Annotated in this window: 20 protein-coding genes and 1 pseudogene; 8 read left to right on the top strand and 13 right to left on the bottom strand. The window is 71.1% G+C overall.

What is annotated here, in order from left to right; genetic code table 11:
- Positions 1-148 precede the first annotated feature (148 nt).
- From tilS to FZ025_RS20485, 3 genes are read left to right on the top strand one after another with little or no spacing between them, the layout of a single operon-like run.
- Positions 149-1,501, top strand: a complete 1,353-nt coding sequence (gene tilS, locus FZ025_RS20475; protein WP_104558705.1) for a tRNA lysidine(34) synthetase TilS — start codon at positions 149-151, stop codon at positions 1,499-1,501.
- A gap of 31 nt (positions 1,502-1,532) precedes the next feature.
- Positions 1,533-1,796, top strand: coding sequence for an exodeoxyribonuclease VII small subunit (locus FZ025_RS20480; protein WP_046981044.1), 264 nt, complete (start codon positions 1,533-1,535; stop codon positions 1,794-1,796).
- Positions 1,786-2,667, top strand: coding sequence for a polyprenyl synthetase family protein (locus FZ025_RS20485; RefSeq protein ID WP_046981043.1), 882 nt, complete (start codon positions 1,786-1,788; stop codon positions 2,665-2,667). Before FZ025_RS20480 ends, FZ025_RS20485 begins: the two co-directional genes overlap by 11 nt.
- 198 nt (positions 2,668-2,865) lie before the next feature.
- Here the strand turns inward: FZ025_RS20485 and FZ025_RS20490 are convergent, their stop codons facing one another.
- Positions 2,866-4,236, bottom strand: a complete 1,371-nt coding sequence (locus FZ025_RS20490) for an MFS transporter (RefSeq protein ID WP_046981042.1) — start codon at positions 4,234-4,236, stop codon at positions 2,866-2,868.
- 98 nt (positions 4,237-4,334) lie between these two features.
- On the opposite strand from FZ025_RS20490, the gene FZ025_RS20495 reads away from it, so the two are divergent.
- Complete coding sequence (locus tag FZ025_RS20495) at positions 4,335-5,234, top strand: LysR family transcriptional regulator (protein ID WP_046981041.1); 900 nt, start codon at positions 4,335-4,337, stop codon at positions 5,232-5,234.
- Between the two features lie 51 nt (positions 5,235-5,285).
- On the opposite strand, the gene FZ025_RS20500 is transcribed toward FZ025_RS20495, so the two are convergent.
- Complete coding sequence (locus tag FZ025_RS20500; RefSeq protein WP_046981040.1) at positions 5,286-5,663, bottom strand: DUF4870 domain-containing protein; 378 nt, start codon at positions 5,661-5,663, stop codon at positions 5,286-5,288.
- A 256-nt stretch (positions 5,664-5,919) separates the two neighbouring features.
- A complete protein-coding gene (gene pmbA / locus FZ025_RS20505) occupies positions 5,920-7,284 on the bottom strand; it encodes a metalloprotease PmbA (RefSeq protein WP_046981039.1) in 1,365 nt (454 codons plus the stop codon).
- A gap of 73 nt (positions 7,285-7,357) precedes the next feature.
- Here pmbA and yjgA point away from each other — a divergent pair, with 73 nt between their 5' ends.
- Positions 7,358-7,957 carry a ribosome biogenesis factor YjgA gene (gene yjgA, locus FZ025_RS20510; RefSeq protein ID WP_046981038.1) on the top strand — a complete coding sequence of 200 codons (600 nt, stop codon included), beginning with the start codon at positions 7,358-7,360 and terminating at the stop codon, positions 7,955-7,957.
- 177 nt (positions 7,958-8,134) lie between these two features.
- Here yjgA and tldD read toward each other — a convergent pair whose 3' ends face one another.
- The 4 genes from tldD to FZ025_RS20530 all read right to left on the bottom strand — a co-directional run bounded on the left by tldD (position 8,135) and on the right by FZ025_RS20530 (position 15,765).
- A complete protein-coding gene (gene tldD, locus FZ025_RS20515) occupies positions 8,135-9,577 on the bottom strand; it encodes a metalloprotease TldD (protein ID WP_104558704.1) in 1,443 nt (480 codons plus the stop codon).
- Between the two features lie 64 nt (positions 9,578-9,641).
- The gene (locus FZ025_RS20520) at positions 9,642-13,529 is read right to left on the bottom strand and encodes a YhdP family protein (RefSeq protein WP_104558703.1); all 3,888 of its coding nucleotides are present in this window, start codon (positions 13,527-13,529) and stop codon (positions 9,642-9,644) included.
- Between the two features lie 170 nt (positions 13,530-13,699).
- Positions 13,700-15,190, bottom strand: coding sequence for a ribonuclease G (rng, locus tag FZ025_RS20525; protein ID WP_046979839.1), 1,491 nt, complete (start codon positions 15,188-15,190; stop codon positions 13,700-13,702).
- A complete protein-coding gene (locus tag FZ025_RS20530; RefSeq protein WP_046979840.1) occupies positions 15,190-15,765 on the bottom strand; it encodes a Maf family nucleotide pyrophosphatase in 576 nt (191 codons plus the stop codon). Before FZ025_RS20530 ends, rng begins: the two co-directional genes overlap by 1 nt.
- Positions 15,766-15,899: 134 nt before the next feature.
- Here FZ025_RS20530 and FZ025_RS20535 point away from each other — a divergent pair, with 134 nt between their 5' ends.
- From FZ025_RS20535 to FZ025_RS20545, 3 genes and pseudogenes are all read left to right on the top strand, one after another.
- Positions 15,900-16,637 carry an SIMPL domain-containing protein gene (locus FZ025_RS20535; RefSeq protein WP_046979841.1) on the top strand — a complete coding sequence of 246 codons (738 nt, stop codon included), beginning with the start codon at positions 15,900-15,902 and terminating at the stop codon, positions 16,635-16,637.
- A 104-nt stretch (positions 16,638-16,741) separates the two neighbouring features.
- Positions 16,742-16,969: pseudogene (locus FZ025_RS20540) on the top strand (energy transducer TonB); the annotation flags it as partial.
- Positions 16,970-17,179: 210 nt separating this feature from the next.
- Complete coding sequence (locus FZ025_RS20545) at positions 17,180-19,906, top strand: TonB-dependent receptor (protein WP_244292557.1); 2,727 nt, start codon at positions 17,180-17,182, stop codon at positions 19,904-19,906.
- A gap of 128 nt (positions 19,907-20,034) precedes the next feature.
- Here the strand turns inward: FZ025_RS20545 and rlmH are convergent, their stop codons facing one another.
- The 6 genes from rlmH to FZ025_RS20575 form a co-directional block, all read right to left on the bottom strand.
- Positions 20,035-20,505: a 23S rRNA (pseudouridine(1915)-N(3))-methyltransferase RlmH gene (gene rlmH, locus FZ025_RS20550; RefSeq protein ID WP_046979843.1), complete on the bottom strand. Its 471-nt coding sequence runs from the start codon at positions 20,503-20,505 to the stop codon at positions 20,035-20,037.
- Positions 20,506-20,560: 55 nt separating this feature from the next.
- Positions 20,561-21,718 carry a J domain-containing protein gene (locus tag FZ025_RS20555; protein WP_046979844.1) on the bottom strand — a complete coding sequence of 386 codons (1,158 nt, stop codon included), beginning with the start codon at positions 21,716-21,718 and terminating at the stop codon, positions 20,561-20,563.
- The gene (gene rsfS, locus FZ025_RS20560) at positions 21,711-22,124 is read right to left on the bottom strand and encodes a ribosome silencing factor (RefSeq protein WP_046979845.1); all 414 of its coding nucleotides are present in this window, start codon (positions 22,122-22,124) and stop codon (positions 21,711-21,713) included. Before rsfS ends, FZ025_RS20555 begins: the two co-directional genes overlap by 8 nt.
- 55 nt (positions 22,125-22,179) lie before the next feature.
- A complete protein-coding gene (nadD, locus tag FZ025_RS20565) occupies positions 22,180-22,977 on the bottom strand; it encodes a nicotinate-nucleotide adenylyltransferase (protein WP_104558702.1) in 798 nt (265 codons plus the stop codon).
- A complete protein-coding gene (gene holA, locus FZ025_RS20570) occupies positions 22,974-24,008 on the bottom strand; it encodes a DNA polymerase III subunit delta (RefSeq protein ID WP_046979846.1) in 1,035 nt (344 codons plus the stop codon). The genes nadD and holA overlap by 4 nt, the downstream gene beginning before the upstream one ends.
- 83 nt (positions 24,009-24,091) lie before the next feature.
- The gene (locus tag FZ025_RS20575; protein WP_046979847.1) at positions 24,092-24,694 is read right to left on the bottom strand and encodes an LPS-assembly lipoprotein LptE; all 603 of its coding nucleotides are present in this window, start codon (positions 24,692-24,694) and stop codon (positions 24,092-24,094) included.
- Positions 24,695-24,828 lie beyond the last annotated feature (134 nt).

Genomic DNA, 24,828 nt, shown 5'->3' on the forward strand with positions numbered 1-24,828 from the left:
GAGCCCCTCTCCCCCGGGGCGACAAGGCACGGCTTGCGCGCCGCGGGCGCGTGTGCCCTGGAGCGCCCTCTCCCGCAATCCGCTGCGCCGCGCGCCGCACGGGCCGCAACCACTTCGCTGCCGCGTCGCCAGCCTCTAAAGTGACGCGATGAGCAGCCGTTCCGATACCGCCCCGCCCTGCCCCGTGCGCGCCGCGCTGCCCGACCCGGCGCCGGCCGCGGTGCTGGTCGGCCTCAGCGGCGGGCTGGATTCCAGCGTGCTGCTGCATGCACTCGCGCAACAGCCGCAGTACCGTCGCGCCGGGCTGCGCGCGCTGCACGTGCACCACGGCCTGCATGCCGACGCCGATGCCTGGGCCGACCATTGCGCCGCATTCTGCGCGGCGCTGGCGATCCCGCTGCAGGTGCGGCGCGTGCAGGTGCCGCGCGACGGCGGCCACGGCCTGGAGGCGGCGGCGCGGCAGGCACGGCGCACGGCCTTCGCCCAGGCGCTGGCCGCCGGCGAGTGGCTGGCGCTGGCACAGCACCGCGACGACCAGGCCGAGACCTTCCTGCTGCGTGCGCTGCGCGCCTCCGGCGCAGACGGACTGGCGGCGATGCAGCCGTTGCGCGACTTCGCCCACGGCATGCTGTGGCGGCCGCTGCTGGCGCTGCCGCGCAGCGACCTGCATGCCTATGCGCAGCGGCACGCGCTGCGCTGGATCGAAGACCCGAGCAATGCCGACCCCGGCTTCGACCGCAATTTCCTGCGCCTGCAGCTGCTGCCGCTGCTGCGCCAGCGCTGGCCGCATGCCGATGCCGCGCTGGCGCGCAGCGCGCAGCTGTGCGGCGAGGCCGGCGCGCTGCTGGACGACGGCGACCAGGCCGCGCTCGATGCGCTGCGCGGCGGCGACGCTGCCACGGCGACGCTGTCGCTGCCGCGCCTGCGCGCGCTGCCGGCGCCGCGCCGCGCGCGCGTGCTGCGGCGCTGGGTCGCGCAAGCGGGGCTGCCGCCGCTGCCGGCGGCCGGCCTGGTGGCGATCGAGCGCTCCCTGCTGCACGCACGTGGCGACGCGTCCGCGCAGTTCGCCTGGCATGGCGCGACGCTGCGCTGCTGGCGCGACGCGCTGTACGCCGAGCGCGACCCGCCGCCGCTGCCCGCCGACTGGCAGGCGCCCTGGGACGGCCGCGCGCCGCTGGCGCTGCCCGACGGCCGCCGCCTGCGGCTGCGCGCCGACGCGCCACTGGGTTTCGACGCGCCGCTGCTGGTGCGGCTGCGCCAGGGCGGCGAACGCATCCTGCTGCCCGGACGCCAGCATTCGCAGGCACTCAAGCAGGTGCTGCAGGAGCGCGCCGTGCCACCCTGGCAGCGCGCGCGCCTGCCGCTGCTGTTCGACGCCGAGCGCTTGCTCGCCGCCGGCGACCAGATCGTCGCCGCGCCGCTGCACGCCTGGCTGCAGGCACGGCGCGCGCGGCTGGCGCTGGACACCGCCGCCACGCCATCGTCACCTGCCTCGCATTGACCCTGCCGCCGACGCCGCGCACACTGCCACGATGCCCAAGAAGTCGCTAGAAGAAGCCTCCCCGGTCGCCCGCTTCGAGCAATCGCTCGAGGAGCTGGAAGTGCTGGTGGAGAAGATGGAAACCGGCGACCTGAGCCTGGAGCAGTCGTTGAGCGCCTACGAACGCGGCGTCGGCCTGTACCGGCAGTGCCAGCAGGCGCTGGAACAGGCCGAACTGCGCGTGCGCCTGCTCAGCGATCCGGAGCAGCCCGACGCCGCCGAGCCGTTCGATCCCGCCCCGCTCCATGGCGGCTGACGCCGCGTTCGCGCGCTGGCGCCAGCGCGTGGAAGCCGGCCTGGACGCGCACCTGCCCAGCGCCGCGACCGCGCCGCGCCGCCTGCACGCGGCGATGCGCCATGCCACCCTCGGCGGCGGCAAGCGCATGCGTCCGCTGCTGGTCTACGCCAGCGGCGCGCTGTTCGAGTCCGACGAAGCGCAGCTGGATGCGCCGGCGCTGGCGGTGGAGCTGATCCACGCCTATTCGCTGGTCCACGACGACCTGCCGGCAATGGACGACGACGCCCTGCGCCGCGGCCGCCCCACCGTGCACATCGCCTTCGACGAGGCCACCGCGATCCTGGCCGGCGATGCGCTGCAAAGCCTGGCCTTCGCCCTGCTGGCCGGCGCCGACACTGCCGATGCGGCCTTGCGCGTGCGCTGGCTGCAGACCCTGGCCGACGCCGCGGGCGCGGCCGGCATGTGCGGCGGCCAGGCGCTGGACATCGACGCCACCGGCGCGGTGCAGCCGCTGGCCGACCTGCAGCGCATGCATGCATTGAAGACCGGCGCGCTGATCCGCGCCAGCGTGCGCCTGGGCGCGCTGGCCGGCGGCGCCGACACTGCCGCACTCGCGCAGCTGGACGCCTTCGCCACCGCACTGGGCCTGGCGTTCCAGGTCCGCGACGACATCCTCGACATCGAGGCCAGTTCCGAACAGCTCGGCAAGACCGCCGGCAAGGACGCGGCGCAGGCCAAGTCCACTTATCCGGCGCTGCTCGGCATGGACGGCGCCAAGGCCAAACTGGCCGAACTGGCGGCGGCGATGCGCGACAGCCTGCACGGCCACGGCGTCCGCGCCGACGCGCTGGCGGCGCTGGCGCGGCTGGCGGTGGATCGCGCGCACTGACGCGATTTTGGTGTCGCTCTCGCCCTTCTCGTCCAGGAGGAAGCCGCCGTCCACGCCATAGGTGTGGGCGGCGATGAATCCAGCGGCGTGCCGGCGGCATGCGCATGCGCGATGACGGCACCCAGGCCGCGCCCGCGGTCGACGGGCCCGCCGACCTTGAGCTGCTGGGGCTGTATTCGCGCGAACGCCGAATGCCGGTCATGCCGACGCGCGATCCGACCGGATGCCGAACCGGCATAGCGCGCTTGCGCACAGCAGCAGCGCCACGGAAATCCCAATCGCCGCATGCATGCCGCGCATGAAGGCCGCCGCTGCGGTATCGCGGATCAGGTAGCCGAAGATGGCCACGCCCAGCATGCCGCCGACCTGACGTGCGGAATTGAGCACGCCCGAGGCGATCCCCGCGCGCGACGCGTCCACCGACGACAACGTCGCATTGGTCATGGTCGGCACCATCAGCGCGATGCCGCTGGCCGCCAGCAGCATCGGCAACACCAGCAGCCAGTAGGCGCCATCGATGCTGACCGGCAGCAGCAGCGCATAGCCCAGTGCCGCCAGCAGTAAGCCCATGACCATCAGCCGCCGGCTGCCCATGCGCGTGATCAGCCGCCCCGCCAGCACGTTGACCGCCATCAGCACCAGCGTCATCGGCAGGAAGGCCAGGCCCGCCCGTTGCGGCGAGAGTTGCTGCTGGATCTGAAAGAACAGGCTGAAGACGAAGATCAAGCCGTAGTAGGCGAAGTTCACCGCCACGCCGGCGAGCGAGGCCGCGGCGAAGGTCGGAATCCGGAACAGCGCCAACGGCAGCATCGGCGAACGGCTGCGCGCTTCGATGCAGAGGAAACCCAGTCCCGCAACGATGGCCAGCAGCAGGCTGCCGCGGACCAGGCCATGCGCCCAGCCCAGCGGACCGGCTTCGGTCAAGGCCACGGTCATCGCGGCCAGCGCCACGATGGCCGTGGCCTGCCCGGCCCAGTCGAGACTGCGCCGATGGCTGCCGCCATCCCCGGCCACGTACCGCAGCGTCAGCCAAATCCCGATCAGGCCGATCGGCAGGTTGAGCAGGAAAATGCTGCGCCAGCCCAGCTGCGTCACCAGCACGCCGCCCAGCACCGGCCCGGCGGCCAGCGCGATGCCGCCGCAGGCGCCCCACCAGCCCAGCGCACGGCTACGCTGCTCGCGATCCGGGAACGCCTGCTGCAGCATGGACAGCGAGTTGGGCACCAGCAGCGCTGCGCCCAGGCCCTGCACCAGGCGCGCGGCGATCAGCAGCGGCAGGCTGCCGGCCAGGCCGCAGGCGGCCGATGCCAGGGTGAACACCACGAAGCCGAACAGGAAGATCCGCCGTGCGCCGTAGCGGTCGCCGAGCGCGCCGCTGCTCAGCAGCAAGGCGGCGAACACCAGCGTGTAGGCGTTGACCACCCATTGCAGGCCGGCCACATCGGTGGCGAAGCGCTGGCGCAAGGTGTCCAAAGCCACATTGACCACGCTGACGTCGAGCAACACGACCACGAAGCCGAGCGCGGCGGCCAGCAGCGTGCCGCGCGCGGAGGGAGAAGGCGAAGGCATGCAAGGCGTCCGAAAAAACCGATGAGGCCCATGCTAGGCAGCGCCCCTATCGGCGTAAATTCTCTGGAATCGCCATCCAGACTGGAGAAAATGCACAGATGTTCGATTGGGAGAACTTCCGTCATTTCCTCGCGGTCGCGCGCGCCGGCACCTTGTCCGGCGCCGCCCGCAGCCTGCACGTGGACCATGCCACGGTCAGCCGGCGCCTGAGCGCGCTCGAAGCCGAACTGCAGGCGGCGCTGGTCGAGCGCCTGCCACGCTGCTGCCGCCTGACCCCGATGGGGGTGCACGTCTACGAACAGGCCAAGACAATGGAAGCCGCCGCGTTCGCGGTGGAGCGCCTGACCCGTGCCGGGCAGACGCCGTTGAATGGGACGGTGACGCTCAGCGCGCCGCCGGTGCTGGCGACCCACCTGCTGGCACAACGGCTGCCCGAGTTCCGCAACGACTACCCTGGCATCCGCCTTTCCGTTGTGGCGCAGGCGCAGCAGGTCTCGCTCAGCCGGCGCGAGGCCGACGTCGCATTGCGCTTGGTGCGCCCCACCGAAGCCAGCAGCGTCGTGCGCAAGCTCGCGCAGATGCCGTTTGCGCTGTACGCAAGCCGCAACTACGCGGCGGCGCACCGCCCCGAAGATTGGACCTTCATCGCCTACGACGCGCGATTCGCCGACATGCCGCAGCAACAGTGGCTACTGGACATCGCCGGCAGCCGGGCGGTGGGCTGCGAGCTCAGCGATATCGGCGGTCACCTGGCCGCGGCGCGGGCCGGGGCCGGGGTCGCCGGCCTGCCGTGCTTTCTGGGCGATGCAGAACCGGCAATACTGCGGCTGGAGCACGCGGGTGCCATGTTCTCGCGCGATATCTGGCTGGTCGTGCACCGCGATCTGCGGCGCTCGGCAGCGGTGCGTGCGGTGATGGACTTCGTGGCCGCGGCCGTCGCCGCGACGCCGGGACTTGGCCTTGAACCGCCGGTTGCCAAGCAGCCGCAATCGCAATAAGGAAGGCCCGGCAAATGCCGGGCCTTCTTTGCGAACCAGACCGCGCGCTTTTTACTTGATCAGGCGCAGCGCGAACGGGTAGCGGTAGGCCACGCCTTCGTTGGCCTTGAGCCCGGCCAGGATGCAGAACACCAGGTTCACCACCCACACCACCGGCATCAGCAGCCCGCCGATCACGATGATGCTGAGCACCATGCAGATCACATAAGCGATGGCGACCGTGATCTGGAAGTTCAGCGCTTCCTTGGCCTGGTCGTTGAGGAACGACTTGGCCGGGTTGTCCTTGTTGATCAGCCAGATGATCAGCGGCACGATGAAGCCGGCGATGATGCCCGACAGATGGGTGATCAAGGCGACCGTGCGGTCTTCCTGCGGGCCGGCGCCAGCCGGCGGCGGCGGCGGGGCGGTCACGTTGTCGAATTCGCTCATCGGTATTCCCTTCCTTATGGTGGTGAGTGGGCAAAGGCGCTTGGCGCGCCACTCTCGGCGGCCGGCGCAAGCCTGTCAAGCCGTCGCAGTGCCGATCCGGGTCCGCGCTGCCGTGCCGCTCGCCGCCGGGGACCGCATACGCCGCCGAAATCGACCGTTCTGGACATGCCGGGGCCTGCGCCCCGGCATGCTGCCTGCGGCCGCCAATCTCCACGCCGCAGTGGCCATCGATGGCGATAACACCGCCCGCGCGGCGTCAGGAGTTGCCGGCCACCGTCATCTTGCCGACCAGCACCGCGCCGATGTGCACGTGCGAGCGCACGTCGATGTCGCGGCCGACCGCCTCGATGCGCTGGAACATTTCGCGCAGATTGCCGGCGATGGTGACCTCGTCCACCGGGTAGGCGATGGCGCCGTTCTCGATCCAGAAACCGCCGGCGCCGCGCGAATAGTCGCCGGTGACCGGGTTGACGCCGCTGCCCATCAGTTCGGTGACCAGCAGGCCGCGCGGGATGCCGGCGGCGATCGACGCCAGGTCGTCCGCGTTGGCCGCCACCTGCAGGTTGTGCACGCCGCCGGCGTTGGCGGTGGTCTGCAGGCCGAGCTTGCGTGCCGAGTAGCTGCCCAGCACGTAGCGCTGCAGCACCCCGCCGGCGACCAACGGCGCGGCGCGGGTGGCCACGCCCTCGCCGTCGAAGGCGGCCGAACGCAGCCCGCGGCGCAGGTGCGGCAATTCGTCGATCGCGAACCAGTCCGGGAACAGGCGGCTGCCGACGCTGTCGAGCAGGAAGCTGGCGCGGCGGTACAGCGCGCCGCCGGAGACCGCGCCGAGCAGGTGCCCGACCAGCGAGCGCGCCATCTCCGGGGCGAACAGCACCGGCAGCTCGCCGGTCGGCAGCGAGCGCGGCTGCAACCGGGCCACGGTGCGCTCGGCGGCGCGGCGGCCGATCGCCGCCGGCTGTTCGAGGTCTTCGCGCGCCAGCGCGCTGCTGTACCAGCCGTCGCGCTGCATGCCGTCGCCGTGGCCGGCGATCAGCGCGCAGCCGATCGAATGGTGGGTGCTGCGCTCGCGGCCGACGAAGCCGTGCGAGTTGGCGTACACCGACAGGCTTTCGCTGCTGCCGGCCGAGGCGCCGTCGGAATTGGCCACGCGCGGGTCGGCCCCGCGCCCGGCGGCCTCGCAGGCCAGGGCCAGTTCAATCGCCTCCTCCGCCTCCAGCGCCCACGGATGCCAGCGGTCCAGCTCGGGCAGCTCGCGCGCCATCAGCGCCGCGTCGGCCAGCCCGGCGGCGACGTCGTCCTCGGTATAGCGGGCGATCGCGCAGGCCTGGGCGACGGTCGCCTCGAGGCTGGATTCGTGCAGGTCGGCGGTGCTGGCGCTGCCCTTGCGCTGGCCGAAGTAGACGGTGACGCCGATCCCGCGGTCGCGGGTGGCCTCGACCGTTTCCACCGCGCCCAGGCGCACGTTGACGTCCAGCCCGCGGTCTTCGCTGCAGCTGACCTCGGCCTGGCTGGCGCCGAGTTCGCGCGCGCGCGCCAGCAGCCGCTCGGCGATGGCGGACAGGCGCTCCAGCCGTTCCAGGCTGTCGTCGCGGCGCAGTTCGGAGGTGATCGCGTTCAATGCTTTATCCTGTAGAGGTCACGGCTCCGCGCAACGCGGAGCGGAAAATTCGAATTGGAAAGACCAAAAGACCATGCGCGGACGCGACGAAGACACCGGTGAATTCCGCGGCGACAGCCGCAGCCAGCAGCGCCGCGCGGCGCTGGAAGTGCTGACCCTGGGCGAGAAGCTGGTGGCGCTGACCCCGGCGCAGCTGGCCAGGCTGCCGGTGCCCGACGCGCTGATCCCGCATATCGCCGAAACCAAGCGCATCACCTCGCATATCGCGCACAAGCGGCAGCTGGCGTTCCTGGCCAAGCAGATGCGCCGCGAGGACGATGCGACCCTGGACGCGATCCGCGAAGCCATGGACGTCAACAGCGACGGCGCGCGCCGCGAAGTGGCGGCGATCCACCGGGTCGAGGACTGGCGCGCGCGCCTGCTCGCCGACGGCGACAGCGCGCTGTCCGAGCTGCTGGGCGAATACCCCGAGGCCGACCGCCAACGCTTGCGCCAGCTGATCCGCAACGCCAAGGAAGAGCGGCTGAAGAACAAGCCGCCGCACGCCTATCGGGAGTTGTTCCGGGAGTTGCGCGAGCTGGTGCTCGGGGACTCGGGACTCGGGACTGGGGACTCGGGACTCGAAGCAGCGGACCTGGACGCGCTCGAAACCGATCCCGACGAACGCGACTGAGCCGCGACGCCAGCCGCGGCAGCCGCGCGCGGCGCCGCATTCGATGCCATCGGACCCGATACCGCCTCGAATCAACCGGCGACGCCGCCGGAGAGCGCAGCCAACCGCACCGGCATCGCCATGGCCGCCAAGCGCGGCTCTACCGATTCCCGTTTCCCGATTCCCCATTCCCGGCACTCAAGCCGTCCCGCCCACGGTCAGCCCGTCGATCAGCAGCGACGGCTGGCCGACGCCGACCGGCACGCTCTGCCCGTCCTTGCCGCACACGCCCACGCCTGCGTCCAGCGCCAGGTCGTGGCCGATCATGCGCACCTTCTGCATCGTCTCCGGGCCGTTGCCGATCAGGGTGGCGCCCTTGACCGGCGCGGTGACCTTGCCATCCTCGATCAGATAGGCCTCGGTCGCCGAGAATACGTACTTGCCGCTGGTGATGTCGACCTGGCCGCCGCCGAAATTGACCGCGTACAGGCCCTTCTTCACCGAGCGGATCATCTCCTGCGGATCGTGCTGGCCGGCCAGCATGTAGGTGTTGGTCATGCGCGGCATCGGCAGGTGCGCGAACGATTCGCGGCGGCCGTTGCCGGTCGGCGCCACGCCCATCAGCCGCGCGTTCAGCGAATCCTGCATGTAGCCCACCAGCACGCCGTCCTCGATCAGCGTGGTGCAGTTGGTCGGGGTGCCTTCGTCGTCCACGTTCAGCGAACCGCGGCGGCCGTCAAGGGTGCCGTCGTCGACGATGGTCACGCCCGGCGAGGCCACGCGCTGGCCGATGCGCCCGGCATAGACGCTGGTGCCCTTGCGCGCGAAGTCGCCTTCCAGGCCATGCCCGACCGCCTCGTGCAGCAGCACCCCGGGCCAGCCGGGGCCCAGCACCACCGGCATCACCCCGGCCGGCGCCGGCACCGCCTCCAGGTTGACCAGCGCCTGGCGCAGCGCTTCCTTGGCGAAGGCCTCGGGGCGGCCATCGGCGAACAGCACCGCGTAGCCGTAGCGGCCGCCGCCGCCGGCATGGCCGGACTCGCGGCGTCCGTTCTGCTCGACGATCACCTGCACGTTCAGCCGCACCAGCGGGCGCACGTCGGCGGCGAGCACGCCGTCGCTGCGCGCCACCAGCACCGTGTCCACGCCGCCGGACAGGCCGACCATCACCTGCTGCACGCGCGGGTCGGCGGCGCGCAGGAACTGGTCCAGGCGCCGCAGCATCTCGACCTTGAGGTCGTTGCCCATGCCGTCCACCGGGTCCAGCGCCGGGTACAGCGCGCGCGCGCCGCCGCGCAGCAGCGCCTGCGCCGGCTGCGCGCTGCCGTCGCGGGAAATGGCCCGCGCCGACTGCGCCGCGGCCAGCAGCGCGTCGCGGTGGATGTCGTCGGAATAGGCGAAACCGGTCTTCTCGCCGGAGATTGCGCGCACGCCCACGCCCTGTTCGATGGAGTGGGCGCCGTCCTTGACGATGCCGTCCTCCACACTCCAGCTCTCGCGCCGCGAATGCTGGAAATACAGGTCGCCGAAGTCGATGCCGGGGCCAAGCAGCGTGCCGAAGGCGCGCTCCAGGCTGCTGGCATCGAGGCCGGTGGGACGCAACAGGCGGGTTTCGGCGAGGCTGAGGGCGGTTTCGGTCATGGGACTCAACATGGGGGACGGGGGCGCCCAGCGCAAGCGCCGGCGGCACGGCGCAGGCGCCGATTCAGGGAGGGCTGGAAGGCGTCGGCGGCGCGGGCGTGCGCGAGGACTCGCGCTCGATCACCTCCACCTTGGGATCCTTCCACGGGCCGGTGACGCGGTAGGTGCGCGCGCCGATCGCGCCCAGCGGCTTGCCCAGCACCGCGTTGGCGGCCGCGCCGACCGCCGCGCCGACCGGGCCGCCGGCGACCGCGCCGACCACGGTCAGCAGGTTGCCGGATTTGGGATTGACGTCGATGGTCTGGTCGAACTGCTGTGCGCGCAGGTCGGCCTGCCCGCGCACCTTGATCTCCGCGGCCGGGCCGTCGATCAGCATCGCTTCGCTGCGCGCGACGCCGTCGCCGAACCGCACCTGGCCGTCGATGCGGTTGAAGGCGAAGCCCTTGGAGAAGAAGTCGCGGAAATCGAACATCAGCCGGCGCGGCAGCTGCGCCACGCTGAACAGGCCGAGCACGCGCCCGGCGCCGGGGTTCAGTTCCAGCAGCTGGCCGTTGCGCGCGGCCACGTCGAGCTGGCCCTGCAAGGTGGCCAGCTGGAACCCGGCCGGGTCGCCGGGCCAGGCGGCGCGCAGGGTGAGCGTGCCTTCGCCACCGCGCAACTGGCCGCCGAAGTCCAGGTTCTGCATCAGTTCGCCCAGGTCCTGGCTGTCCACGCTGGCGCTGAGCTGGGTGCGCGCGGCGGCGCCCTTGCCGCGCCAGTCGCCGCTGATGTCGATCTTCTGCTTGTCCGAGCGCAGGTGCAGCTGGTCCACCTGCATGCCGTCGGCCAGCTTGCGGGTGCGCAGCGAGGCCGCGCCGAGGTTCATCGTGCCGAAACGCAGGTCGTCCACGTCCAGCGCCAGCGCCGGGATCGAGGCCGGGTCGAGCGCCTCGGCCAGCGGCCGCACCGCCGCGGCCGCCGCCGCGAGCGTGGGATCGGCTGCCGCGTTGGCGGCGCTGGCGGCCCCGGCCGCGGCCGGGGCCGGGGCGGCGCGCCAGTGCACTCGCGCCAGGCGCCCGCCGAGCACCCCGCCGTCCTTGCTCGGCACGCTGAGTTCGCCGGCCAGCGCCGGCCCGTCCAGGTGCACCGCCACCGTGTCGGCCTGCGGCTGCAAACGCAGGCGGGTGTTGTCGAACACGCCGCCGAGCAGCAGCAGGTGGTCGGCAAGCACGTCGATCTGGCGCAGCGGCATCGGGTCTTCGGCGCCCGGGGTGGCCGACGTGTTCGGATCCGGGCGGCTGACCAGGCCGATCCAGTCGATCGCGTTCAGCGCGGCGGTGCGTCCGCTCACGACCAGGCCGCTGCCGGGCGGGTCCTCGGCCACGTGATCGCTGCCCATCACCACCTTGACCCCGGTCTTGCCGTTCTGGCTGCGCGCGACCAGCGCCATCAGCTTGCCGAAGGCGACTTCGATGCGGCCGGTGCCCACCGGCAGCGGCACTGTGACCGAGGTCGCCAGCGGCGCGGCCACGCCCTTGTCCATCGGCGCCGGCAGCAGCAGTTCGGTGCCGACCAGGTCCGAATGCAGTTGCAGCCGGGTCGGCGGCTGCGCGCCGCCGTCGGCGGTCTTGGGCAGGGCCACGCCGATGTTCCAGCGCGAGCGGCCCTGCACGTAGGGCTTGAGCCAGGCCATTTCCGGCGCCCGCTCGAGCAGTTCGTCGGCGTCCACCGATGCGCTCAACGCCGCCTCGAACGCCTGCTGCGGATCGCTCACGCCGTCGCCGGCACGCAGCGCCAGCTCACCGGGATGGCCGTCCCGCAGCACCGCCAGCTGCGGCGCCTCGAAGCCGGTGTCGCGGTAGTCGGCGCTGCCGCGCATGTCGTCGAAGGCCACCTCCCAGCGGCGGTCGGCGATGCGCGCGCCGCGCAGTTCGACCTTGCCGCGCAGGTGGTGGCCGCCCACGTCGCGGCGCAACGGCTGCAGCAGGTCGAAGCTGACGTCGGCCGGGCCGGAGGCGCTGAGCGCGTCCAGGGTGTCGCCGTAGCGCTTGTGCAGCGGGCTCTGCCGCAGCATCGCCAGCAGCTGACCGGTCTCGGCGCGGCTGCTGGCCAGCACGCTGAGCTGGCCCTGCTTGTAGTCCGGCAGCGTCGCCGACAGCCGCTCCACCGGCACCCCGCCCATCTCGCCGCGGCCATGCACCTCGAAGCCGTTGCCGATGAAGGCGACATCGGCATCCACCTTCTCCACCGCCGGCCATTCGCGCTGGAAGCGCACCTTGACGTCGTCCAGCCGCGCGCTGGCCTCGAAGCGGCCGTTGCGGTCGACGAACGGCCACTGGTCCAGGTCGCCGGAGACCAGCGCATGGCCGTCGCGCAGGCGCCCGCCCTGCAGCGCGGCGTCCAGCCAGTCGGTGGCGGCCTTGCTCATCTTCGAATGCACCCAGAACTTCTTCGCCACCACCACCGGCGCGTCCTGCAGCTGCGCGGCCAGGTCGATCCACGGCCGCGAGCCGTCGGCCTGGAAGCGCAGCCCGCCGCGCACGTCGGCGCCGTAGTCGCTGCCCTGCACGCGCAGCGCCGGGGTCGCCACGCGCAGGTCGTCGCCATCGCGGAACACCACGATGCGCCCGGCCAGCTGCACGTCGTGAGGCACGCCGAACCCGCTGGGCCAGTCGAAACGCACCGGGCTGGCGGCGTCCAGCACCAGTTCCCCGCCCTGCGCGTCGCCATCGAAGCGGCCACGCAGGCCGCTGACCCCCGGCGACTGCCCGACCGGCGCGAACGCCAGTTCGGTCAGCCGGCCCTGGCCGTACAGCGGCCCGCCGGCGCGGCCGGTCAGCGCCAACTGGGTCAGCTGCAGCCGCGGCCTGGCCGCGTGCAGCCAGGCGCGCAGGCCGGGCGGCAGGCCGTCGCTGAGCGCGGCCAGCGCCAGCAGCGGGGCCGCGTCCAGGCGCTCGCCGAGCAGCGCGACGCGGCGCCCGCCGGCCACGGTCAGCCCGTCCAGGCGCTGCGTCGGCTGGCCGGCCTGGCCGATCTGCAGGCGCGGCGCATCCAGCCGCCAGCCGCCGTCGATCTGCCGCCAGCGCGCGGTGGCGCGCAGCGTGGTGAACGCGGTCTGCGGTCGCGCGCCGCCGGCGGCCAGCGCCGCGCCGCTCAGGCGCAGCTCGCGCAGGGTGGCCTCGACGCTAACCGCGACGATCCGATGCCGCTGCAGCTGCGCCCAGCCCTGCACCTGGCCGGCGCCGCCGTCGACGCGGATCCCGCCGGCCTGCAACAGCCCCGCCCAGCCGGCCAGCTCGGCCGGGCGCGCGGCCACATACGCCTGGCCGCTGCCGCGCCGGCGGTCCATGTCCAGCACCGCGGTCAGCGGTGCCTGTTGCGGGTCGATCCAGCCCTGCGCGCCGACGCGCAGGCGGTCGCCGTCCACGCGCAGGCGCAGATCGATCTTCGGCAAGCGTGCATCCACGCCCAGCTCGGGCGCATGCACCGCCAGCCGGCCGTCGATGACCTGCAGCTCGCCCAGGCCCTGCAGCGCGTCCAGCGGATCGCCGCCCTGCGCCGCCGTCGGCAGGCCCTGCACCGACCAGCTGCCGTCGGCGCCGCGCAGCAGGGTCAGCGCCAGCCCGCGCAGACGCAATTGGGTAAACGAACGGCCCGGCAGCACGCCGGCATACATCGACAGCAGCACCTCGGCCTGGCCGATGCGCACCCCGTCGCCGGCGCCGACGCGCAGGCCGTCCAGGCGCAGCAGCGGACCGCGCCGGGTCCAGGCGGTCTCGACCCGGTCGAACCGGATCGGGCGCCCGGCACGCTCGCTGAGCCAGGCCTGGATCCGCTGCGGATGCCGCTCCACGAACGGCAGCGCCTGGCTCAACGCCCCGACCGCCAACGCCACGCACACCAGACCGATCGCCGCCGCATAGAACGCGAAACGGCGGGCCAGGCGCAGGCGACGGCGCAGGGGGGTAGGCATTTAGAGGCGGGGAATGGGGAATCGGGAGTGGGGAATGGGAAAGGCAGGACGCGGGCAGCTCACTGCCGTGCGCAATCCCGCAAACGACTTCGTGGATGGAAACCAGGATGCATCGGGGCCGACATCACGCTCTTGCCCCATTCCCCATTCCCGATTCCCCACTCCCAGCCTCACAACAACACCACGTCGAACTGCTCCTGCAGGTATTGCTCGTCGGCCTGGAAGCGGATGCTCTTGCCGAGGAATTCCTCCAGCTCGGCCACCGCCGAGGATTCCTCGTCGGTGATCCGCGCCACCACCTTGCTCGAGGCGATCACCAGCAGCCGCGCCGCGTCGAACTGGCGCACGGCGCGGGTGATCTCGCGGAAGATCTCGTAGGTGACGGTTTCGGCGGTCTTGATCGAGCCGCGCCCGCTGCATTCCGGGCACGGCTCGGACAGCTGCCGCTCCAGGCTCTCCACGGTGCGCTTGCGGGTCATTTCCACCAGGCCCAGCGGCGAGAACTCGTACACCGTGGTCTTGGCGTGGTCGCGCGACAAGGCCTTTTCCAGCGTGCGCAGCACCTGGCGGCGGTGCTCGGCGTCGTCCATGTCGATGAAGTCGATGATGATGATGCCGCCCAGGTTGCGCAGCCGCAGCTGCCGCGCCACCGCCTGCGCCGCCTCCAGGTTGGTGCGGAACACCGTTTCCTCGAGGTTGCGCTGGCCCAGGAACGAGCCGGTGTTGACGTCGATGGTGGTCATCGCCTCGGTCTGGTCGATGACCAGGTAGCCGCCGGACTTCAGCGGCACCTGCTTGTCCAGCGCGCGCGCGATCTCGTCCTCCACGCCGTACAGGTCGAAGATCGGGCGGTCGCCGGTGTACAGCTCCAGGCGCTCGGCCAGGATCGGCATGTACTTGGCGACGAAGGCCTGCAGCCGTTCGAAGGTCTCGTGCGAATCGACCTTGACCTTCTCCACGTCCTTGCGGATCAGGTCGCGCACCGCGCGCAGCGGCAGGCTCAGGTCCTCGTAGATGATGCTGGCCGGGGCGCCGTCGCGGCCGCGCCGCTCGACCACGTTCCAGACCCGCGACAGGTAGGCGATGTCTTCGGCCAGCGCTTCGGCCGGCTGGCCCTCGGCATTGGTGCGGATGATGTAGCCGAAGCCGCCATGGCTGGCGGCCAGGTCGGCGACCAGGGTCTTCAGGCGCAGCCGCTCGGCCTCGTCCTCGATCCGCGCCGACACCCCGATCACCCGCGACTGCGGCAGCAGCACCAGGTAGCGCGAGGGAATGCTGATCTGCGTGGTCAGCCGCGCGCCCTTGCTGCCGATCGGGTCCTTGACCACCTGCACCACGATGTCCTGGCCGTCGCGCAGCAGCTCCACGATCGGCACCCCCGACGCCACCGGCAGCGGCGGCGCCTCGTCGGTGTCGCCGTTGGCCACCGGCGCCGGCCGCACCACGTCGTTGGCATGCAGGAACGCCGCGCGCTCCAGCCCGACCTCGACGAACGCCGCCTGCATGCCCGGCATGACCCGCTGCACCCGGCCCTTGTAGATGTTGCCCACCACCCCGCGGCGCCAGCCGCGCTCGATGTGCAGTTCCTGCAGCATGCCGTTCTCGATGACGGCCACCCGGGTCTCGCGCGGTGTGACGTTGACCAGGATCTCTTGCGACATCAAAGCACTCCGAAGGCGCGCAGCAGGTGGAAAGTTTGATGCAGAGGCAGGCCCATCACCCCGGAATAGCTGCCGTCCAGACGGCTGACGAAACGTTCGGCGCCGCCCTGGATCGCGTACGCGCCGGCGCGCCCCATCGGTTCGCCGCTGGCCACGTAGTCGGCGATGTCCTGCGCCGACAGCGCCGCGAAGCTGACCTGGGTCGGCACCAGCAGCACCTCCTCGCGCGCCGCGGCGACCAGCGCCAGCGCGGTGATCGCCTGGTGCGTGCGCGCGGACAGCGCGGACAGCATCGCCGCCGCCACATCCGCGTCGGCCGGCTTGCCGAACACGCGATCGTCCAGCACCACCTCGGTGTCGGCACCGAGTACGACAGCATCTGCCGCATCCGCCGTGCCGGCCAGCTGCGCCATGCCGGCGCGGGCCTTGTCCAGCGCCACCCGGCGCACATAGGCGTGCGCCGATTCGTCGGCCGCGCGCACCTCCGGCACCTCCAGATCGAGGATCCGGAACGGCACGCCCAGGCGCGTCAGCAGTTCGTTTCTGCGGGGGGAACGGGAAGCGAGATACAGCATGGCTGAAGGATAACCCGGCGGGCCTGACTGAACGATCGCTAATTCCGGCGGCGCGCGCTCGACCCCGGTCCGAATCACGACGCGTTCATCGTCGCGGCAACACCCTCGCCACATCTTTCCAAGGAGAACATCCGATGCGTGCACCCTCCATCCGTCCGCTGCTGCTGGCCCTGACCCTCGCCCTAGGAGGCGCGATGACCGCCCATGCCCAACCCGCCGCGCCGGCCTACGCCGTGCCGGTCGACGGCACCTTGCTCAACATCGCCGCGCAGGCCGAGGCCAAGCACGCGCCGGACGTGGCCACGCTGTCGGCCGGCGTGGTCACCCAGGCCGGCGACAGCGCCGCGGCGATGCGCCAGAACGCCGCGCAGATGACCAAGGTGCTGGCCGCGATCCGCGCCGCCGGCATCGCCGACAAGGACGTGCAGACCAGCGGCGTCAACCTCAGCCCGCAGTACAAGTACGCCGAGAACCAGGCGCCGCGGATCCTCGGCTACCAGGCCAGCAACTCGGTCAACCTGAAAGTGCGCGACATCGCCAAGCTCGGCAAGGTGCTGGACGCGCTGGCCGCGCAGGGCGCCAACCAGATCAACGGCCCCAGCTTCGAGATCGACGATCCGGAACCGCTGTACGACCAGGCCCGGGTCGATGCGCTGAAGAAGGCGCAGGCCCGTGCGCAGACCTACGCCAAGTCGCTGGGCCTGCGCGTGCGCCGCATCGTCAGCATCTCCGAAGGCAGCGGCGGCGGCATGCACCGGATGCCGATGATACGCACGATGGCGATGAAGGCGGAGATGGACAGCACCCCGGTGGCGGCCGGCGAGAGCAGCGTGTCGGTCAACCTGGACGTGGTGTTCGAACTGGGCAAGTAAACCCCGTCCTGGCGAGGAGTCCGACGACGGCGCCTGCGGGCGCCGTCGTCGTTCCTGCGCACTGCGCCCTGCGATCGCGCGCCGCGGCGCTGGCGCGCGGGTCCGCCGCGTTGCGCGACGGCCTGCAGGGCAGCGTGTTGCTGCGCGTGCTGGTCGGTGTCGACGGCCAGCCGCTGGAAGTCGGCATCGCCAAGCGCGGCGGCCACCGGATCCTCGACCAGGCCGCGCGCGAGCAGGTGCTGAAGCGCTGGAAGTTCCATGCCGCGCTGCAACAAGGAACCCCGGTTCAGGCCTACGGGCTGGTGCCGGTGGATTTTTCGCTGGGCCGTTGAGCGGTGGGAACGGACTCGGCGCAGTGGGGCGCCCGCCGGGGCCGTTTAATTCAAAATTCACTATTTGTTCACGATAAATACACCTAGATGGCACGCGCCCGGCCACCACAAGCCGGCGCCAATTGCTGTTCTTAGAAATCGAAACTTGCGCTTCCAGTTAGGAGAGAGACTGTGAACACCCAGAACCAACGGCGTGCAACCCGCCGCCATATCCTTTGCGCGTCCGTCGCCGGCATCCTTGCCACCGCGGCCACAGCACCGGCCGCATTCGCACAGGAAGCGGCAACCAACCTCGACCGCATCACCGTCACCGGCTCCAACATCCCCCGCACCAACACCGAGACCCCGTCCCCGGTCCAGGTGATCTCTCGCCAGGAAATCGACCGCACCGGCAAGAGCACGGTGGCCGAATACCTGCAGACCCTGACCTCCGACGGCGCCGGCTCGATTCCCAAGACCTTCGGCAACGGCTTCGCCGGCGGCGGCGCCGGCATCTCGCTGCGCGGCCTGGGCGCCGGCTCCACCCTGGTGCTGTTGAACGGCCGGCGCATGGCCACCTACGGCCTGGCCGACGACGGCCAGAAGGTGTTCACCGACCTGAGCACCATTCCGCTGGACGCGGTCGAGCGGATCGACATCCTGAAGGACGGCGCCTCGGCGATCTACGGCTCCGACGCCATCGCCGGCGTGGTCAACATCATCCTGCGCAGCGACTTCGAAGGCGCGATCCTGCGCGGCTCCTACGGCATGTCCGGCGACAGCGACGGCAACGCACGCAAGGCGACCCTGACCGCCGGCACCGGCAATCTCGCCAACGACGGCTGGAATGCGTTCTTCAGCCTGGACGTGGGCAAGACCGACGCGATCAAGATCGGCGACCGCAAGGACCGCAAGTGGATCGGTACCGGCGACATCCGCCGCTACGGCTACGCCGCCGCCGATGCGCAGTTCCTGGGCGGCGCCTATCTCAGCGGCGGCACCGCCGGCGGCACCGGTCCGAACGGCTCGGTGTTCGACACCACCGGGCAACTCGTCGCGCTGCCCGGTTGCGCCGGCCTGACCACCATTCCCGGCCAGACCGATGCCACCGCCCAGGCCCAGGGCTGCCTGTGGGATCCGGCCCAACAGTACCGCGACCTGAGCCCGGAAGAGAAGTACGTCAACGTGTTCGGCCGCGCCAGCTTCGCCTTCGGCGAGGGCGGCGAGATCTACACCGAGATCGGCTACTCGAAGAAGGAAACCGTGTTCTCCAACACCCCGTCGGGCGTGTCCGGCGGCTGGGGCTATCCCGGCGGCCCGGTCAACGCCAACAGCGGCGCCGGCGCCACCGTGCTCTACGCCGGCCATCCCGACAATCCCCTGCCCTATGCCGCGCGCCTGCGCTACAGCGCCTGGGACGTGGGTCCGCGGGTGACCGACAACACCAACGAGTTCAACCGCTTCCTGGCCGGGGTCAAGGGCAACTGGGGCGAGTGGAGCTACGACACCGCCTACCTGCATTCGGGCACCGACCTGGTCAACAAGCGCACCGGCTATCTGCGCTACAGCGCGGTGCAATGCGTGCTCGGCAACCCGGCCTGCGCGGCCGGCACCTGGCGCATCGGCGACGACGCCGGGCTGAACTCGCAGGCGCTGTACGACTACATCTCGCCGACCATCAGCGCGCGCGCCAAGTCCAGTCTGGACATGTTCAACTTCACCGTCTCGCGCAGCCTGGCCGACCTGCAGGGCGGCCCGCTGGGCCTGGCGCTGGGCACCGAATGGCGCCGCACCAGCAACAGCCTGACCCCGCAGACCTACACCGACGTCGGCGACATCATCGGCCTGGGCTACTCGTCCTACGACGGCACCCAGAACGTCTACGCCGCCTATGCCGAGTTGTCGGCGCCGGTGCTGGAGCAGTTGGAACTGTCCGCGGCGGTGCGCTACGACAAGTACGAGAGCGGCGACAGCAAGGCCACGCCGAAGCTGGGCGTGAAGTGGACCCCGGCCGACTGGATCGCCCTGCGCGCCAGCTACGCCGAGGGCTTCCGCGCGCCGAACCCGGCCGAGAACGGCGACGGCGGCCTGGCCGCGTTCTCCAACGCGCGCGATCCGGTGCGCTGCGCGATCGATCCGGCCAACGAGTGCACCGCGCGCTCGGTGGCGATCATCACCCGCCCGAACCCGGCGCTGAAGCCGGAAGAGTCGAAGAGCTACTCGGTGGGCTTCGTGCTGCAGCCGACCGCCAGCACCTCGCTGACCGTGGATGCGTGGCAGATCAAGCGCACCAACGAGATCGCCCAGGGCAGCACCGCCGACGCGATCGCCGCCGGCAACGTCCTGCGCGACAGCAACGACATCGGCGGCGTGGCCAACAGCGGCACCATCCTGGCGGTCAACACCGCCTACGTGAATGCCAACTCCTCGCGCGTGCGCGGCGTCGATACCGACATCCGCCAGACCTTCGACATCGGTCCGGGCCAGCTGGAAATGGACCTGCAGTGGAGCCATCTGCTCAAGTTCGAGCGGACCGAAGGCGACACCACGGTCGACTACGTCGGCACCCACGGCAACTGCGACGTGACCAACTGCATCGGCACCCCGCAGGACCGGGTCAACGTCGGCAGCACCTGGAAGCAGGGCAGCTGGAGCGTCAGCGGCGTGGTCAACTACATCGCCAGCATCGAGAACAAGGACAGCCGTGGCGGCGACTACCTGGCGTTCTATGCCGACGGCAGCCCGGTCGAGAAGATCGCCTCGTTCACCACCTTCGACCTGTCCGGCCGCTGGAACGTCACCGCCGCGTTCGAACTCAATGCCTCGGTGCAGAACGTGTTCGATCGCATCGCACCGCTGGATCCGTCCACCTACGGTGCGGTCAACTACAACCCGCTGCACTACAGCGGCGCGATCGGCCGCTACTTCACCGTGGGCGCGAAGTACACGTTCAACTGATCGAACGCGTTGCGATACACAAAAAAGCCCGGGCGCACGCCCGGGCTTTTTTGTGCGCGCCGATGCTGCCGGCGATGCGCAGCCGGCGCGTCGTGCACGGCGCCGGGCGAATCAGCCGAATCGAACGATCACGCGCGATGGTAGGGATGGTTGGCCAGCATCGCCGCGGCGCGGTACAGCTGTTCGGCCACGACCAGGCGCACCAGCATGTGCGGCAGGGTCAGCGGACCCAGCGACCAGGATTCACCGGCCACCGCCAGCACCTCGGGCGAATGGCCTTCGGGACCGCCGATCAGCAGCGCCAGGTCGCGGCCCTGGCCGCGCCAATGCTCCATGCGCTGCGCCAGCTGTTCGGAACTGTACGCCTTGCCCGGCACGTCCAGCGCCACCGCCAGCGCGTTCTTCGGCAGCGCGGCGAGCACGCGGCGGCCTTCGTCCTCGATCGCGCGCTGCGCATCGCGGCCCTTGCCGCGCAGCCCGGGTTCGATCTCGACCAGTTCCAGCGGCAGCCAGTGCGACAGGCGCTTGCGGTATTCGGCGAAGCCCTGCGCCACCCACGCGGGGGCGCGTTCGCCGGTGGCGATGAGCCGCGCCCTCATCGCTGCGGTGCGCCCGGCCCGCGCTGCCCGCCATGTGCCATGCGCATCACCAGCGCTACCAGCGCTCGGCGGAAAAGGCGAACTCCATCAGCGCCGCATGGCGCTCTTGCTCGGCGCTGCGCGCGCGCTGCAGCTTGAGCCATTGCTTGAGCGTGGACGCCTGCTGCAGATAGCGCAGTTCTTCGGCGAATCCTTCGATCTCGTCCTGCAGTTGGCGTTTGATCTGCGCCATCAGCGGGTCGAGGCGCTGCGGCTTCGGCCGGCGCGCGGCATACACGTCGTACCTGTCCATGAAGACCGCGGCGACCTGCGCCAGTTCCTGCTCCACCTCTTTCAGCTGCGTGGCCAGCATCCGGTTGTAGTGCTGGATGCGCTCCTCGCTCAGCGCCGCGATCCCGGCCCGATCCAGCTGGCCGATCTCCAGTTGCAGTTCCAGCAGCGCCAGCAGATCGTCGCCGCGATAAGCGCTGTTGAGGCGCTGCATCAGTTCGGTCTTGCGCTCGCGCTGCTGCGGATCGCTCTCGCGGTCCGGATGCAGCGCGGCGACCAGCTTGCGGTACAGCTCGCGCCGCGACTGCTGCGGATCAAACGCGGTCTCCTGCGCCTTGCGCACGCCGGCACGGCGGCTTTTTGCGGCCTTCTGCACGCGCTCGGCCGCATGCGCCTGCTGCTCGTGCAGGCGCCGTTGCACCTGCGCGTACAGCTCCTCCGGCGATTGGATATGTTCCAGTTCTTCGGGCGCAAGACCGAATTCGGCACCGATCGCCGACTTCAGCAATGTGTTGGACTCGGCGATTTCCTGGTCGAACCCGACCTCGCTGTGACGGTCGTAGATCGCTTTGAGCTGCTCGAAGCCGCCGTCTTCGAGCAGCGGACCGGCCAACTCGCAGATCGTGTCCGACAAGACGGCGCGATCGGTCTTGCTCAGTTTGTGCGCGGCATACGCCGCATCCAGCGCGCACACCATCTGCGCCTGCGCCGCATCGCGCGCCAGCAGCAGCGGTTCGACCTGTTCGTGAAAGCGCTGCTCCCAGCGCGGCAGCGCCTCGCGCCACGCCACCAGCTCCAGGCGGCAGCGTTCCAGGCGCTGGACCAGCGCGTCGAAGCGCTTGCGCCCCGGCGTGGTGCGATTCTGCGCGGCATCCTGCGCACGCAACTGCACGGACTGCGCAGCGTCGGCGCCGGCGCGCGGCACAGCGTGTCGCTTAGGCATCGCGCACGCCGTCGTCCGCCTCGCTCGGCGGCTGGTCGCCGACCGTCCACAGCCGCTCCAGCGCATAGAACTCGCGCACCCGCGGCAGCATCACGTGCACCACCACGTCGCCGAGATCGACCAGCACCCACTCGGCCTCGCGCTCGCCTTCCACGCCCAGCGGCATCACGTCCAGCTTCTTGGCGTGCTTGATCACCTCCTCGGCGATCGACTTGACGTGGCGGGTGGAGGTGCCGGAGACGACGATCATGTAGTCAGTGACGCTGGACTTGCCGCGCACGTCGATTTCCACCGCGTCCTTGGCCTTGAGTTCCTCCAGCGCGTTGCGGACGTGGGCGAGCAGCACCGGCAACGGCGGCGGCGGATTGGGCAGTTGGGTCTTGATGACGTGGGCTTGGCTGGACAAAGGTGCGGACTCGATGGAATGGGCGAATTATAGGGAACTACGCGAAGGCGCGTATTCAGCTGGCGGACGCGGCGGCCGGCGCATACAGTCCGGCGGCGCGGATGTAGTCCGCCACCGGGGCCGGCAGCAGCGCCGCCCAGTCCTCGCCGGCGGCGATGCGCTCACGCACCTGGCTGGCCGATTCGGTGCGCAGCGGCTGCCGCAGGCACCACAGCAGGCCGCCCGGCGCGCCGGCCAGCGCCTGCGGCGACGCCGCCCAGCGCCCGGCCAGCGCCTGCGCCAGTTCGGCCGGCAAGGCGCGCTCCCAGCCGCTGCCGGCGCGGTCGGCGACGACCAGATGCGCCGCGTCGAGCAGGCTGCGCCAGTCGCGCCAGCCGGTGAAGCCGACGAAGCTGTCGGCGCCGATCAGCAGCGCCAGTGGCGCGGCGGCGCCGAGCTCGGCACGCAGTTCGCGCACCGTGTCGATGCTGTACGAGGCCACGCCCGGCTGCGCCAGCGCGCGCTGCAGCTCGTGCCGGTCCAGCAGCAGCCCCGGTTCGCCAGCGATGGCCAGCGCCAGCATCTCGCAGCGCTGCCGCGCATTGGCACCGGGCGCCTCGCGATGCGGCGGATCGGCGGCCGGCATCAGCCGCACCGGCACCCCGAACGCATCGCGCCCCGCCCGCGCGATCGCCAGGTGGCCGTTGTGGATGGGGTCGAAGGTGCCGCCGTAGATCAGCTGCAGTGGCCGGGAATCGGGAATCGGGAATCGGGAATCGGCAACAGCCACAGCCGCCACCTGGCGCGCGGCCGGCACGGTCGCAGCACCGCTGTTCCCATTCCCGATTCCCGATTCCCCACTCCCGGCCTTCATACCACCAACAACCGCACCGCCCGCGCCTCGGCGATGGCCAGCAGCAGGCGCTCCAGTGCGATCCAGGCGTCGCCGTCGGCGCGGCCCTTGGCGATGCGGTCGATGCGTCCGGCCTCGGCGGCGAAGCGCTCCCAGCGGCGCGGTTCGGCATGCCGCTGCAGGGCGCGCTTGAACGGCGCCTGGCGCGATTCCCAGATGCCCTGCCCCTTCATTTCCGCGGCCAGGTTGCCGCCGGCCGCCTGCACCTTGGCCAGCGCCGCGGTGCGCAGCAGTTCCTTGATCAGGATCGGCAGCAGCGCGGCCACCGCCTCGCCTTCGGCGCGCAGCCCGGCGAGCATGCGCCCGACCGCCGGCGCCTGCCCGGCCAGGGTGGCTTCGGCCAGACGGAACACGTCGTAGCGCGCGGCATCGGCGACCAGCGTTTCCATCATAGCCACGTCCAGGCTCTGCCCGTCGGCCAGCAGCGCCAGCTTGTCGATCTCCTGCGCGGCGGCCAGCAGATTGCCTTCGACCCGCTCGGCCAGGCGCTGCACCGCGCCGGCATCGGCACGCAGGCCCTTGCTGCGCAGGCGGCGCTCGATCCAGTCGCCCAGTTCGTGCGGCTTGATCGCCCAGGCCACCGCGATCACCCCGAGCCGGCCGACCGCATCGGCCCACTTGCCCTGGTGCGCCTTGCTCCATTCGTTGCAGGTGATCAGTAGCACCACGTCCGGCGGCGGATCGGCGCAGAACGCACTGATCACCTCGCCGCCTTCCTTGCCGGGCTTGCCGCTGGGCAGGCGCAGTTCGATCAGCCGGCGCGGGCTGAACAGGCTGGGCGCATTGAAGCTGGAATACAGCTGGCTCCAGTCGAACTCGCGGCCGTCGGCGTCGAACACCTCGCGCTCGCCGATGCCTTCGGCGCGCGCGCGGGCGCGCACCGCGTCGGCGGCCTCGAGCACGCGCAGGGTTTCCGGGCCGGCGATCAGATAGACCGGATGCAGCGGCTGCGCGGCCGGCTGGGTGACGAGTTGTTCGGGACGCAATTCCATGGCGACAGCCTAGGGCCTGTTGCGCGCCGCCAGCGGATCACCCCATACGGGCGAGCGGCGGGCGGCGGGCGGTGGCCGACGGATCAAGGCTGCGGCGAGGTCGCCGGCGGCGTGCCGGGATCCGGCTTGCCTTCGACCGGCGTGCCGGTGGCGGCAGGCGGCGCCTCGTTGACGTTCTTGCCGCTGCGCACTTCGGCGCGCACCACGCTGTCAATCCGGCGCAGCATCGAGGCCGACATCTCGCGGCGCAGTTCGTCGGCGAGGATCTCGCGCTCGGTGGTGGTGCCGGTGGCGTCGGTCGGCGGCGACACGTAGTCGCGCGACAGCTCGATCACCTGCTGCGGCACCAGCACGCTGCCGTCGGCGCGGCGGAACACGAAGATCGCCGCGTAGCGCAGGCTGTATTCCTGCGCGCGGCCCTCGGCGTCGAGCGCGATCGGCAGGTCGCCCCAGCGTTCGGACAGCACTTCCAGGCGCGCCACGCCGGTGTTGACCTCTTTCGGCGCGATCTCCGCGCCGGCGGCGCGCAGGCCGCGCTCGAGCAGCTTCACCAGCTCGCTGTACGGCGCCGAGGAGACCACCTTCACCGAGGGCGTGCCGGCCGGCAGGGTCAGCTTGTCGCGCAGGTGGAAGCCGCAGGCGGTCAGGGTCGTCGCGAGGACGAGGGCGAGCAGGAGTCGGGTCATGGACACAGTCTGGGGGAGCCGGCTGGGCGCGGCAACAGGCAGCTAGCCTGCCGGATGCCGCGTGAACGAGGGTTGAGACGTGCCGAAGCGCGCGCCGGCGGATGTAGCGCCGCCGCGTCGCTTGCGCCTGCAGC

Source organism: Xanthomonas hyacinthi (assembly GCF_009769165.1).
Lineage (GTDB): Bacteria > Pseudomonadota > Gammaproteobacteria > Xanthomonadales > Xanthomonadaceae > Xanthomonas_A > Xanthomonas_A hyacinthi.